Annotated in this window: 12 protein-coding genes; 8 read left to right on the top strand and 4 right to left on the bottom strand. The window is 56.1% G+C overall.

Annotation, left to right across the window (positions count from 1 at the left end; translation table 11 throughout):
* The first annotated feature begins 33 nt into the window (after positions 1 to 33).
* Positions 34 to 489: a c-type cytochrome gene (locus tag IE065_RS05030; protein WP_189512458.1), complete on the top strand. Its 456-nt coding sequence runs from the start codon at positions 34 to 36 to the stop codon at positions 487 to 489.
* 43 nt (positions 490 to 532) lie between these two features.
* Here IE065_RS05030 and IE065_RS05025 read toward each other — a convergent pair whose 3' ends face one another.
* Positions 533 to 1597 (bottom strand): LacI family DNA-binding transcriptional regulator, encoded by a 1065-nt coding sequence (locus IE065_RS05025; RefSeq protein WP_189512456.1) that lies wholly within the window; start codon positions 1595 to 1597, stop codon positions 533 to 535.
* 228 nt (positions 1598 to 1825) lie between these two features.
* Between IE065_RS05025 and IE065_RS05020 the strand changes: the two genes are divergently transcribed.
* Entirely contained in the window at positions 1826 to 2773 is a 948-nt protein-coding gene (locus IE065_RS05020; RefSeq protein WP_189512454.1) for an ABC transporter permease, read from the top strand.
* 41 nt (positions 2774 to 2814) lie between these two features.
* Here IE065_RS05020 and IE065_RS05015 read toward each other — a convergent pair whose 3' ends face one another.
* Positions 2815 to 3612: a TatD family hydrolase gene (locus IE065_RS05015; protein ID WP_189512452.1), complete on the bottom strand. Its 798-nt coding sequence runs from the start codon at positions 3610 to 3612 to the stop codon at positions 2815 to 2817.
* A 149-nt stretch (positions 3613 to 3761) separates the two neighbouring features.
* Positions 3762 to 4715 carry a LysR family transcriptional regulator gene (locus IE065_RS05010; RefSeq protein WP_189512451.1) on the bottom strand — a complete coding sequence of 318 codons (954 nt, stop codon included), beginning with the start codon at positions 4713 to 4715 and terminating at the stop codon, positions 3762 to 3764.
* 167 nt (positions 4716 to 4882) lie between these two features.
* On the opposite strand from IE065_RS05010, the gene IE065_RS05005 reads away from it, so the two are divergent.
* From IE065_RS05005 to tkt, 4 genes are all read left to right on the top strand, one after another.
* Entirely contained in the window at positions 4883 to 5509 is a 627-nt protein-coding gene (locus tag IE065_RS05005; protein WP_189512449.1) for a peroxiredoxin, read from the top strand.
* A 127-nt stretch (positions 5510 to 5636) separates the two neighbouring features.
* Positions 5637 to 6584 carry a thioredoxin-disulfide reductase gene (gene trxB / locus IE065_RS05000; protein WP_189512447.1) on the top strand — a complete coding sequence of 316 codons (948 nt, stop codon included), beginning with the start codon at positions 5637 to 5639 and terminating at the stop codon, positions 6582 to 6584.
* A 177-nt stretch (positions 6585 to 6761) separates the two neighbouring features.
* A complete protein-coding gene (locus tag IE065_RS04995) occupies positions 6762 to 7208 on the top strand; it encodes a hypothetical protein (RefSeq protein ID WP_189512446.1) in 447 nt (148 codons plus the stop codon).
* A 195-nt stretch (positions 7209 to 7403) separates the two neighbouring features.
* Positions 7404 to 9395 carry a transketolase gene (gene tkt, locus IE065_RS04990; RefSeq protein WP_189512444.1) on the top strand — a complete coding sequence of 664 codons (1992 nt, stop codon included), beginning with the start codon at positions 7404 to 7406 and terminating at the stop codon, positions 9393 to 9395.
* A 118-nt stretch (positions 9396 to 9513) separates the two neighbouring features.
* On the opposite strand, the gene IE065_RS04985 is transcribed toward tkt, so the two are convergent.
* Entirely contained in the window at positions 9514 to 10203 is a 690-nt protein-coding gene (locus IE065_RS04985) for a VIT1/CCC1 transporter family protein (RefSeq protein WP_189512442.1), read from the bottom strand.
* Between the two features lie 154 nt (positions 10204 to 10357).
* On the opposite strand from IE065_RS04985, the gene IE065_RS04980 reads away from it, so the two are divergent.
* Together IE065_RS04980 and IE065_RS04975 are read left to right on the top strand one after the other, a co-directional pair.
* Positions 10358 to 10945, top strand: a complete 588-nt coding sequence (locus tag IE065_RS04980) for a peroxiredoxin-like family protein (RefSeq protein ID WP_189512440.1) — start codon at positions 10358 to 10360, stop codon at positions 10943 to 10945.
* Positions 10946 to 11002: 57 nt separating this feature from the next.
* Positions 11003 to 12088, top strand: a complete 1086-nt coding sequence (locus IE065_RS04975) for a transporter substrate-binding domain-containing protein (RefSeq protein WP_189512438.1) — start codon at positions 11003 to 11005, stop codon at positions 12086 to 12088.
* The last annotated feature ends 28 nt before the right edge of the window (positions 12089 to 12116 follow it).

Below are 12116 nucleotides of genomic sequence, written 5' to 3'. Positions count from 1 at the left end.
TCAAACTTTGCTGGATAATGAATCGGTAAGACCATGCGCCCCTTCATTTTCCTATCGCTGAGTATGATCTTGCTGACGGCCTTCTTCGGCTGCGGCAAACCTCCTCCGACCAAAGCCGTGCGCGCGCCCGAGCCGCCGCCCAAACCGATATCGCTGGATACATCGATGAAAAGTGGGGCAGAGCTTTACGCACTGCATTGTCAGTCATGCCACGGGGATAAGGGGCAAGGCGTGACGCAGATTTTCCCGCCATTAATGGGCAGCCCGCGCCTCGGATCCGGCGAATATTTTGTCCACGGACTGATTCATGGCTTCCCACCACCAAGCGACCCCAATGGCTCACCTTGGATGGGTGAAATGCCGAAATTCACCTCACTGAGCAACGAAGATCTGGCCAAACTCACCAACTACGCTCGCCAGCAATGGGGGGGGGGAGGGAAAGATGTTGTGACGGCAGAAATTGTCGCCGAACAACGCGCTGAGCCTTAACCGTTTTCACTTTGATTAGGCGCGGATAAGTCCGATGTTACGGCTACGTTCGGCCGTGATTGATAGAGCGATTCGGTAGGCTGGGAGCTGGAAGTAGGCTTCCGAGGACACGAATACGCTTGGCCAGTGCCGGAATGCCCCGTTGGTTGCGGTGGAGTTCGTCAACCAGAAGCTCGACGGCTGTTTGACCGATGACACGGGCGTTTCTTTGGATGCTCGCAATGCCGGAATCCAGGTGATTGCCCTGCATGGTGACAAATCCAACTTCCTCCGGAATTTTCAAGCCACAAGCCTTCAATCCGGGTATTAAATCTGCCCGATGACCGAGCACGACATCGACTTTGGCTTCCCTCACCCAATCGGCAATTGCCTGATGATCCAGCTGCTTGACCCGCTGATAGAACAGACTTGGTTTACTGCCACTTTTTGCACGATTCGTGTAAGAGTGGTAGGCAGCGCTCCAGTGGTAGCTGACACGCCCATCGAAGGTGTCATCCAAGACCATACCGGGGCGACAGTAACCCATCTGATGGAGCGTTTTGAAAACGCCAATGACTGTCTCAAAGTTATCAATCGAAACATTATGAATTTCCGGCTGAGTAAGCCCTTGGCCGATACTCACGACCGTATAACGCTCCCATTTGAGGTCAATTCTCGCGTCCGTCGGGAACGGCGACCCAATGAGAAGCCCTCGAATTCCCCGCGCAAAGAGGATGTCGTCCAATCGATTATAGTCGATGCCTTGGGCCACGGGGTCAAAGGCGTCGATTCGGTACCCCAAGGCTTCTGCACCCGCCAGCGCGCCTTCGTAGAACTGCCAATTCGTGCTGTGCGGATCTTTCGATGACTTCGGGACATTGTGCTGCAAATAGGCAAGAGTGGTCAGCTTAATACTGTCACGAGGCCGCCGGTTTGCGCAAAAAGCAGAGACCAGCGGGTTCCGTTGATACCCTTGCCGTAAGGCTTCAGCCTGTACTCGCTCACGAGTTGATTGAGGGATCGAAGGATCGTTGCGAAGGGCGATTGACACCCCAGAAATCGACATTCCGAGCGCCTGTGCAATCGTCTTTAATGTTGGAGGGGGGGGGGGCTTTTCTGGGCGAGGCATCGTGGTCAAACGGATTGCTGTCTGATTATTCAGATATATTCGGCAGATGAAACGATATTGTTGAATCCTTCAATTGATTAATTGGATAGACTGGATTATCAGCTGATGTAACCTCCATTTGGCATCCCCCCCCGGTGAGAAGCGTGAGAACATAGCCCCATGTGCCGTTTTACGATACATTCCGCGCTTGGAAACGTCTCCATCGCCTGCTTTATTCCAGATTGAGCCATGACAAAGCTTATCTTACGCCGCCTGCTGGAGACGATCCCGGTGCTGTTGCTCTTGGCGACACTGGCGTTTTTTATGATGCGTTCTGCGCCGGGTAGTGCTTTTGACCGCGAAAAGGAAGTCCCCGACCACGTACGTGCGGCCTATGAGGCACAATATGGCCTCAATGATCCGCTAATTGTGCAATACGGGCGTTTTCTCGGTGTTTGGCCGCGTCCGAACGGACAATATTTGGGATTGTTGCAAGGCGATCTCGGCGTTTCGACAACTTATACAGGCTGGACAGTTGCCGAGCTGATGGGCGCGAAAATCCCCGTCTCGCTGGAGCTCGGGCTCTACGCCCTGATCATCGCGGTGCTGATCGGCGTCACGATGGGCGTGCTCGCTGCGTGGCGGCCTCATTCCTGGACAGATCACCTGCCCATGAGTCTGGCGATGCTGGGTATTTGCCTGCCGACGTTCGTCATCGGGCCACTGCTCATTCTCGCGTTTTCACTGGAGCTGCCTTGGTTCAATGTATCGGGCTGGGAATTTCCAGGCGACCGGGTGTTGCCTTCGCTGACACTCGGCCTTTTTTACGCCCCCTATTTGGCACGTCTGACCCGTGGCAGCATGCTGGAAGTGCGCAATGCAGACTTTATGCGGACGGCGTTGGCCAAAGGTGTCTCCGGCTGGCGCGTGTATGCGGTCCATGGCCTGCGCAATGGTATTTTGCCAGTCATCTCGTTCCTTGGGCCTGCGGCGGCAGGGCTTATCAGCGGCTCATTTGTGGTGGAGACGATCTTCCGAATACCTGGCCTCGGCCGGTTTTTCGTGGAGGCGGCGATCAACCGTGACGCGATGCTCGTCATCGGCTGCGCATTATTTTACGCGGCGCTGCTGGTCCTGCTCAACCTCGCGGCAGAAATCCTCCAAGCCACGTTGAATCCGAAGCTGCGTTTTGCGTAGGCGAGCAGTTTCTCCGTCGAGTTTCTGACTAAAGCGCCTCGCTAAACCAGGCCGAAAAACGCCTCGGTGTTTCGAGTGGCTTGGGCGGCAAAATCTTCCAGAGACAAACCCAGTAATGCGGCGCTGCGTTCAGCGGTGAAGCGAACGAAGGCGGGCTCGCATTCCTTACCACGATGCGGGTCAGGAGCCAGGTAGGGCGCGTCGGTTTCGACCATCGCTTTTTCTGCACCTTGCACAAAAAGCGCCTCGCGCACGTTGTCGGCCTTCTTATAAGTCACGACGCCGGTAAACGAACCGCGGCCACCATAGGCGTTGAGGCGGCGCATCTCGTCGGCCCCTTCGGCAAAACAATGGAAGACCACGCGCTCGCCGGGGAACTGTTTTTCCTCCAGAATAGCCATCGTTTCGTCGAATGCGTTACGCGAGTGAACAACGATCGGCATGTCAAACTGAAGGGCTAAATCGAGCTGGGCGCGAAAGGCGTTGGCCTGATGTTTTTTGAGCTCCGCCGCTTCGTCTGGGTATTTGGGTAGATGGAAATTATCCAAACCGATCTCACCCAAGGCAACAGGGCTAGGGTCGTTGGTGAAAAAGGTCGATAGCGCGGCGACTTGGTCGCGCCAACCCTCGTCCACGCTGCACGGGTGCAGGCCAGCTGTCCAATAGACGCGGCCAGGATGCTTGCAGGCGAGCTTGTGGTAGAGCGCCCAGTCGTCGAGTGAAGTGCCCACCGTGATCACACGCGAAACACCGGCTTCCGCCGCCCGCGCAAGGACAGCGTCTACTTCGCCGCGCAGGTGAAATTTTTCCAGGTGACAATGGCTGTCGATTAAATCCATGCCACCATTGAAGCGGCAGAACGTGCGTGAGAGAAGGATTTTTCTTAGCCGCAGATGAACGCGGATGTTGTGCGGATTGGGTGGACGAAGATAAGGACGCTCTTTTTTTAAACAGGAAGACCGGAAAGTTCGGGAAAAGGTGGACGAAGTTAGCGTTTCCGAGCTGGCTTTTTCTTAGCGGGTTTGGCGGTGGGCGGCTGGTAGGCTTGGCGCTTGGCGAAGACGGCGCGAAGCTGATTTTGAAATTCCTTCGCTGCTCGAGGGAGGGGGAAGTCTGGGAGCGAAGCAAAGACGATCTCACGCTGCGGCACCGGATCGCGGAAGGCGATGACGTGCAGTGACGTATCGGCAGGCGAGGCATTAGCCAGAGCCATCGAAGGAAGTAGGGAAACCCCAGCACCTGAGCGGATCAGTGCCTTAAGCGTCTCCACCTGCGCACTGAGAAAGCGGACCCGCGGGCGAAACTCCGCCAACTTGCAAAAGCGCATCACCTGACCAGTCAGGCAATGCCCCTCGCGCATCAGGATGAATTCTTCTTCGCGCAAGTCGTCGAGCAGCGGTGCACGTTGCTTGATGTAGCGATTACCGTCGGGGACAACAAGGTAGAGCGGCTCGACGCCGAGAACTTCCGTGTGCCAAGGGCCACCCGTGAGGGGGGGGCTGACCATGACAAAATCCAGCTCGTTGCGCTCCAGTTGAGTCAACAGCTGCTCGGTAGTGGCCTCGTGGACGACGAGCTCGACCTGCGGGTGCTCGGCATTAAAGGCCAACAGCGCCTCTGGAATCAGAAATGGCGCAATCGTCGGGATCGCCCCCAAACGAACCGCCCCGCTAATGACTTTTTGTCGGTCGCGTAGCTCTTCAACCGCGCTTTGCGCCTCGGCCAGAATGCGGTTAGCGCGGCCCAACAGAATCTCCCCAGCAGGCGTTAAGCGGGATTTACCACCCGGCAGCCGCAGGATGAGTTTTTCGTCCAATTCCTCCTCCAGCTTGCGAATTTGCTGTGAGAGCGAGGGTTGGGCGATGTGGCATTGCTCGGCCGCACGGGTGAAGTTACCCGTGCGCGCGACCGCCGTAAAATAACGCAGCTGGTGCATTTCCATAAGCTCTGTTTTAGGACGAAATTAGGTATAGGCAATAGCTATTGAAATCATAGGAACTATATATTTCACGAATGGCAAATTTCCCCGTATATTCTGCGGCGAATCAGGGGCATGGCATTGCCATGTCCACTGAGAGAACAAGAACAAGCAATCAACATACACTTATCATGCCGGTATTAGTCGGAAAAAAAGCACCCAATTTTAACGCACAGGCCGTTGTTAACGGACAGATCGTCGAGAGCTACTCGCTTGATCAATTTCTGGGAAAAAAATACGTCGTCCTGTTCTTCTACCCGAAGGACTTCACGTTCGTCTGCCCAACGGAGATCATCGCCTTCCAAGATCAACTCGCTGAGTTTGAAGCCCGCGACACGCAGGTCATCGGTTGCTCGACCGATACCGAGTTCAGCCACTGGGCCTGGGTCAACCTCGCTCGTGACAAGGGCGGCATCGAAGGCGTCAAATACCCACTGGTTGCGGACACCAACAAGACCATTGCGTCGGCGTATGACGTCCTCACCGGTGACTACGACATCGACATGGAAGGCAACCTCGTTGCTTCTGGTGAGCTCGTTGCCTACCGCGGCCTGTTCCTGATCGACAAGGAAGGCGTCGTGCGCCACCAGGTCGTCAACGACTTGCCGCTGGGCCGCTCCATCAAGGAAGCACTCCGCATGGTCGACGCGCTTCAGCACGTTGAGCAGCACGGCGAAGTATGCCCAATCAACTGGGAAAAGGGCGCTGAAGCCATGGACCCCTCTCACGAAGGTGTTGCTTCCTTTCTGAGCAAGTAAGGACTTGATTTCACACGGGCCGGGGCGAATGATCATCGCCCCGGCTTTCGTTACGCTTGCTTGGCGGAGGTAGTTCTCCGCTTGATGGCTGGCGTTTCCCTTGATCACTGGCACTTTAACTAACAACATGGAAAACGTAATTATTCTAGGCACTGGTTGCGCGGGTTTGACTGCCGCAATCTACACCGCCCGCGCCAATCTCGAGCCTTTGCTCATCGAAGGCGGTCAGCCCGGCGGGCAGCTCACCACCACTTCTGAAGTGGAGAATTTTCCGGGTTTCCCGGAAGGGATCGACGGCTTCATGCTCATGGACAACATGCGCAAGCAGTGCACCCGCTTTGGCACCCGCTTTGCCAATGACATGATCGAAAAAATCGAGGTTATTGACGGCGTTAAAAAGCTCACCGCCGAAAGCGGCAAGGTCTACGAAGCGCGCACGGTGATTATCGCCACGGGTGCCCGCCCGCGCCTGCTCGGCATTCCCGGTGAACAAGAGCTGTGGGGCGGCAAAGGCGTGACCACTTGCGCGACTTGCGACGGAGCTTTTTACCGTAATATGGACGTGGTTGTGGTTGGCGGCGGAGACACCGCTTGCGAAGAAGCTCTCTTCCTGACGCGATTCTGCTCCAAGGTCACCCTCCTCCACCGTCGTGACGAGCTACGCGCCTCCAAGGTGATGGCCGACCGCACACTCGCCCATGCGAAGATTGATGTCGTCTGGGACACCGTGCCCGAGGAAGTGCTTGCCGACAGCGACGGTATGATGCACGCCGTCCGCGTGAAAAACGTCAAGACTGGCGAAGTCCGCGAGCTGGAAGCCAAGGGCTTCTTTATCGCTATTGGGCATATTCCTAACACCACGTTCGCGTCTGAGATACTCAAGCTCGACGATGAAGGCTACATTGTCTCCGACCATGAAAGCGGCGTGCACACCGAAGTGGACGGTCTTTTTGTGGCGGGTGACTGCTCGGACCACGTCTATCGCCAAGCAATTACCGCCGCTGGCATGGGCTGCCGCGCTGCCATTGAGGCCGAGCGTTGGCTCGCCGAACAGCCAGAACTGGCCGAGGCCTAAGCTTGGCGTTACAAACATTTCCTATAAGGAGCACCGGTCCGCCGGTGCTTTTTTTGTGGGCGGGTTCTCGGGGGGGGGACGAACGGCCGACTTAGGTCAAAATAGTGCGACCTCATTGATGATTAAGGTTGATTTTCGTCCAAAAATGACAAAATAAATATTATCATAAAAAAGCCCATGAGATCAATTCTTGCCATTGCCATTTGCCTTATCGCTCCGTTGGCGCATGCCGCCCAAAAAACTGCCATTAAGCTCGATTACGATGCGGCCTGGACCTACTCCCTGACGGTGACAGCTCCAAGCGAGGAAGAGTTTTTTACGATTTCTCTGCTCAAGGACAATCAACTGAGCTACGACTACTGGATGGACACCGATCAGGCGGCCGAAAAGACCGTTTCGCTGACACCTGAGCAGGTGAAAACGCTCACGGCCAAGTTTGCCGACGCCTATACCGCCATCGCCAAGAGTTCCGATAAGAAAGGCGGCGTTATTTTTGCACTGGAAAAAATCGAGGGCCAAAATTCCACCACTTATAAGATGGTCGGGACCGATGCCTCCATCAATGGATTGCTTGCTGCGGCAAAGTCGATTCTTGGCAACGAATACCCATTTAAGGTCAATTAGGCAGATCGTACAGGCCACGCCTTATCTTTGGCACCTGCTGTTGAACGGTGAATAATATTCATCCGATCAATTAATTTCGCCCATGATTCCGCTGGCAAAGGGATTGCGATTGCCGTGACATCCGTGCGAACATACACGTGTGGGGCAAGTTTTGCTTCCCATTAGCCCAGAATCCGATAAACCCATTCTCCTACCATGTCACTGAATACAGAAGCACTCTCCCGCGCAGCCACCGAGGCGCGCGGCCTGTCAATGGATGCGGTTACCGCCGCAAATTCCGGTCACTTGGGCCTGCCTCTGGGCGCGACTGAGCTTGGTGCCGTCCTGTTTGGACACGCCCTCCAGTGTAACCCCAAGGAGCCCAAATGGATCAACCGCGACCGGTTCATCCTCTCAGCTGGGCACGGGTCCATGTTCCTCTACTCTTGGCTTTGCTTGTCGCAATACAATGTGTCTGCCAAGGATGTAGCGAATTTCCGCCAGTTGCACAGTATCACCCCTGGGCACCCGGAATTTGGCGATACCGATGGTGTCGAATGCACGACCGGCCCACTCGGCCAAGGCGTCGGCAACTCGGTTGGTTATGCGGTTTCGGGCAAAATGCTCGCGGCTGAGTTCAACACCGACACCCACAAGATTTTTGACAACCACATCGTCTGCCTCGCGGGCGACGGCTGTCTTCAGGAAGGCGTATCCTGCGAAGCTAGCGCCTATGCCGGTCGCTTCGGTCTGGACAACCTGATCCTCTTCTACGACTCCAACGACGTCACGCTGGACGCCATGGCCAACAAGACACAGTGTGAAGACACCGCCATGCGCTACGAAGCCTATGGCTGGGACGTCGTCACCCTGAGCAACGGCAACGACATTGAGGCCATCGCCACTGCCTACGAGCAGGCCAAGGCCAATGACAACGGCAAGCCCAAGCTGATCATCCTGAAAACAGAGATCGGTCGCGGCATTCCAGAAGTTGCTGGCACCCAGAAGGCCCACGGCGAAGCCGGCGTCAAGTTCGTTGACGCAGCTCGCAAAGCACTCGGCTTGCCCGAGGAGAAGTTCTTCATTTCCGAAGACACCAAAGCCTATTTCACCAAGCTAACGCAGGAACGGGAAATCGCCTACGCTGAGTGGTCCGGTCTCTACGATGCTTGGCGCTCCGCCAACCCCGACAAGGCTGCCCTCCTAGACACTGGCGTTAACCACACCCACGCCACTGCGACCGAGCTGCTGGCCAAGATTCCTGCCGCCGAAGCAGGCAAGGCCAACGCCACTCGCAACTCAGGCGGTGATGCGCTCAACGCCATTTGTGCCCACGCACCACTCGTGCTTTCTGGCTCGGCTGACCTTCACGGCTCGACCAAAAACTACATCAAGGACGGCGGAGACTTCGACACAGACCACTTCACGGGCCGCAATTTCCACTTTGGTATCCGCGAGCATGGCATGGGTGCCATCATGAACGGAATCGCCTACGACGGCATCTACAAGGTCTCAGGTGCTACCTTCTTCACCTTCTCAGATTACATGCGCCCGAGCGTCCGCCTTGCTGCGCTGGCCAAGCTGCCTGTTTTCTACATCTGGACGCATGACAGCGTCGGTGTGGGCGAAGACGGCCCAACCCACCAGCCAATCGAACACGTCGCCTCACTACGCGCGATGCCGAATCTGGACGTTATGCGCCCAGCTGACGCAGAAGAAACCGCCGCCGCCTTCGCGCACGCCATTGAGCGTTCCAGCGGCCCGGTAGCCCTTGTCCTGTCCCGCCAGAACTTGCCGGACATGAGCGAAATTTCCGTGGAAGACCGCCGCCAAGGCACCCTCAAGGGTGGCTATATTGCCAAGAAGGAAACTGGCCCACTGGAAACGATCCTCATTGCCACGGGCAGCGAAGTGCAGCACTGCATGGAAGCCGCCAAGTCTCTCGGAGACGGCGTCCGCGTGGTTTCAATGCCTTGCTGTGAGCTGTTCGACGCTCAGTCCTGCGACTACAAGGAATCCATTCTGCCCGCCGCCTGCACCAAGCGCATTGCGATGGAAGCCGGCGTCACGCTGACCTGGTGGAAATACGTCGGCACAGAAGGCAAAGTGCTCGGCATTGACCGTTTCGGCATCTCTGCCCCCGGCAACACCGTGATGAAGGAACTCGGCATGACCGCCGAAGCCGTCATCGCCGCCGTCAAAGGTTAACCAGCGTCCCACTGGACCTCGGTCTGGCAAAGTAACTTTGCAACAAAGCCTCGTCGATTCCGGCGGGGCTTTTTGTTTTTTAGCGTAATAGGCTTTACTGAAAATCCCCGTTGTCAGCTTACACATTCACGCCGAATAGGTGGCCGATGAGCCCCGTGGCACCCATTGCGAAAGCACCCCAGAAGGTAACACGCATGGCACCGCGCACAATCGAAGCCCCACCCGCTTGTGCGGCCACTCCGCCCAATACCGCCAAAGCGAACAATGAAATCGCCGAGACCAGCCAGACCATGTACGCGCCACTGGCGAAAAATGCCGTGACAAGCGGTGCTGATGCCCCTGCGGCAAATGCTGCCGCTGAGGACCACGCTGCCTGCAGAGGATTCGCCGCAGCGATTTCGGTGATGCCCAATTCATCACGGGCATGGGCACCCAGAGCATCTTTTTCCGTCAATTGCTTGGCAACTTCGAGCGCCAGCGCTGGCTCCAGCCCACGCTTTTCGTAAATACTTGCCAACTCGGCCAACTCGTCATCTGGATTCCGAATCAGCTCCGCTTCTTCCAGCTTTAGATCGGCCTTTTCGGTGTCCGCCTGCGAATACACTGAGACATATTCCCCTGCGGCCATAGACAACGCCCCCGCAACCATCGCCGCTATACCTGCGACCAGTATGGCTTCTCGACTGCTTTCTGCCGATGCCACCCCCACAACGATACTCGCAGTGGAGAGTATCCCATCATTAGCACCAAGGACCGCCGCCCTCAGCCAGCCAATTCGATCAGTGCGATGCATTTCGGGCGGTGGCATGATGGGAATGATACCGATAATCCGACTAGAGCAAGCCCGTACGTAACGATTCTGGAGTCACAAGGATGCATTCGATGCAACAATATCCCCGCTAATGGCCGCCCGTCACGCTTAGCAATTGATCCTCCCGCCGGCATGATCTATCGATTTTCTCATGGTTGCAGTGGAATCAGGACGGGAACTATCCGAAGCCGTGAGGGCAATTGCCCTGCTGGATGAATCTGGGCGGCAGATCCCGCTGGGCGAACTGTTGGGTGAACGCTTAACGGTAATGGTCTTTCTGCGCCACTTTGGGTGCTTGGCGTGCAGTGAGCACGTTGCGGCGTGGAAACCCCGTCTGGCTGAGTTCGACCGCATTGGCGTACGCGTGGTCTTCATTGGCATTGGGCAGCCAAACCAAATCGGCGACTTCATTGCCAAGACTGGCCTGACGGGTGAGCCTGCCGAAGTTTACACCGAGCCCACCCTCACCCTGCACACGGCGCTAGGGCTCACGAACTCGGTCCTGTCCACCATTGGCCCCACAGCGATATTCAACGCGGTGCGCGCTCTGAGTCATGGCAACCTGCAAACGTCCGTTCAAGGCAACGTCCTTCAGCAAGGCGGACTGATCATTGTCGGGCGCAACCTTGTGGTCGAGCTATTGCACCGCGAGCGCACATTGGGCGATTTTCTAGCAATAACCACCGTGCTAGAAAAAGTGACTGCCGTAATCGATCGCCAAGACGGTGATCCGCATTAAGCGCATGGCGATCGATTGAGCATTGAACTGCGCATTCGCATTTGATTTTTTTACCGGATGAAGCGCCTGCTACTCGTATTATTCACGCTATTCTGTTGGAGTGGGCTCTTCGGACAAGCGTCCGATGAATTACCGACTGAGCTGAAGGAGAAGTTGATTGTCGCAACCAAAGAAGCCCCACCCTTTTCCTTTAAAAACGAAAACGATGAATGGGTCGGCATTACGATTGAGCTTTGGGAGGCAGTGGCCGGTAATTTAGGCCTCCGCTATGAATATGTCGAATATGACTTGGCCGACGCACTTGATGCGGTTTCCAAAGGCAAAGCCGACGTCGGGGCGGCCGCAATTTCTGTCACAGCAGACCGTGCCAAACAAATGGACTTCACACACACTTACTATGGCTCGGCGTTGGCCATCGCCACGAATTACCAGAAAAACGACCTTTGGACCGTGATCTCTCAACGAGTCTTTACGTGGACATTTTTCCGCGCCATATTCATCCTGATGCTCGTCCTACTGATCGCTGGGGCGTTGGTTTGGCTGTTTGAGCGTAAGCACAATCCTGATCATTTCGGTGGCCGACCGTTGCACGGACTTGGCGCGGCTTTTTGGTGGTCCGCTGTCACCATGACGACGGTTGGCTACGGAGACAAAGCGCCGACGACAGCTGGTGGGCGCTTTATTGGATTAGTTTGGATGTTCACTTCGATCATCATCATCTCGGGCTTAACGGGGGCCATTGCCACCGCGCTCACCGTGGGTTCGCTGACCCCACGCGTGAAGGGCCCACGAGATTTGCGTAATGTGCGCGTCGGTGCCATTCAGGAGTCCGTGGCCGACGATTACTTGCAGTCCATCGGCGTCACGCCCCAATATTTCAACAGCGTACGGGAGGGACTCCAAGCAGTGTCTGATGACTCCATCGGTGCCTTCGTCCACGATAACGCAATCCTTGGTTACTGGGCGGGTAAGGATTTTTCGGGCAGCGTAGACGTCCTCCAGAACACGTTTGAGCCAAGTTATCTTGCACTGGCGATGCCAATTGGCCACCACGAGCTACGCCCCATCGACATTGCCCTGCTGGAATACGTCCAAACCCCAGCTTGGGATGCCTTGCTGGAGAAATATCGCGCCGCGCAGTAGATCGAACACACCTGCAAGGGCGACCGCC

Origin of the sequence: Cerasicoccus arenae (assembly GCF_014651635.1) — a bacterium.
Lineage (GTDB): Bacteria > Verrucomicrobiota > Verrucomicrobiia > Opitutales > Cerasicoccaceae > Cerasicoccus > Cerasicoccus arenae.
Note: the sequence above shows the minus strand (reverse complement) of the source record. Positions and strands in the feature narration are given on the sequence as shown.

Bases quoted from the DNA above. Each gene is read 5' to 3' on its own strand.
- IE065_RS05025 (WP_189512456.1), bottom strand. From the start codon at position 1,597: ATGCCTCGCCCAGAAAAGCCCCCCCCCCCTCCAACATTAAAGACGATT.
- IE065_RS05005 (WP_189512449.1), top strand. From the start codon at position 4,883: ATGCCGGTATTAGTCGGAAAAAAAGCACCCAATTTTAACGCACAGGCC.
- IE065_RS04975 (WP_189512438.1), top strand. From the start codon at position 11,003: ATGAAGCGCCTGCTACTCGTATTATTCACGCTATTCTGTTGGAGTGGG.
- IE065_RS04980 (WP_189512440.1), top strand. From the start codon at position 10,358: ATGGTTGCAGTGGAATCAGGACGGGAACTATCCGAAGCCGTGAGGGCA.
- IE065_RS05020 (WP_189512454.1), top strand. From the start codon at position 1,826: ATGACAAAGCTTATCTTACGCCGCCTGCTGGAGACGATCCCGGTGCTG.
- IE065_RS04985 (WP_189512442.1), bottom strand. From the start codon at position 10,203: ATGCCACCGCCCGAAATGCATCGCACTGATCGAATTGGCTGGCTGAGG.
- IE065_RS05015 (WP_189512452.1), bottom strand. From the start codon at position 3,612: ATGGATTTAATCGACAGCCATTGTCACCTGGAAAAATTTCACCTGCGC.
- tkt (WP_189512444.1), top strand. From the start codon at position 7,404: ATGTCACTGAATACAGAAGCACTCTCCCGCGCAGCCACCGAGGCGCGC.
- IE065_RS05030 (WP_189512458.1), top strand. From the start codon at position 34: ATGCGCCCCTTCATTTTCCTATCGCTGAGTATGATCTTGCTGACGGCC.
- IE065_RS04995 (WP_189512446.1), top strand. From the start codon at position 6,762: ATGAGATCAATTCTTGCCATTGCCATTTGCCTTATCGCTCCGTTGGCG.
- trxB (WP_189512447.1), top strand. From the start codon at position 5,637: ATGGAAAACGTAATTATTCTAGGCACTGGTTGCGCGGGTTTGACTGCC.
- IE065_RS05010 (WP_189512451.1), bottom strand. From the start codon at position 4,715: ATGGAAATGCACCAGCTGCGTTATTTTACGGCGGTCGCGCGCACGGGT.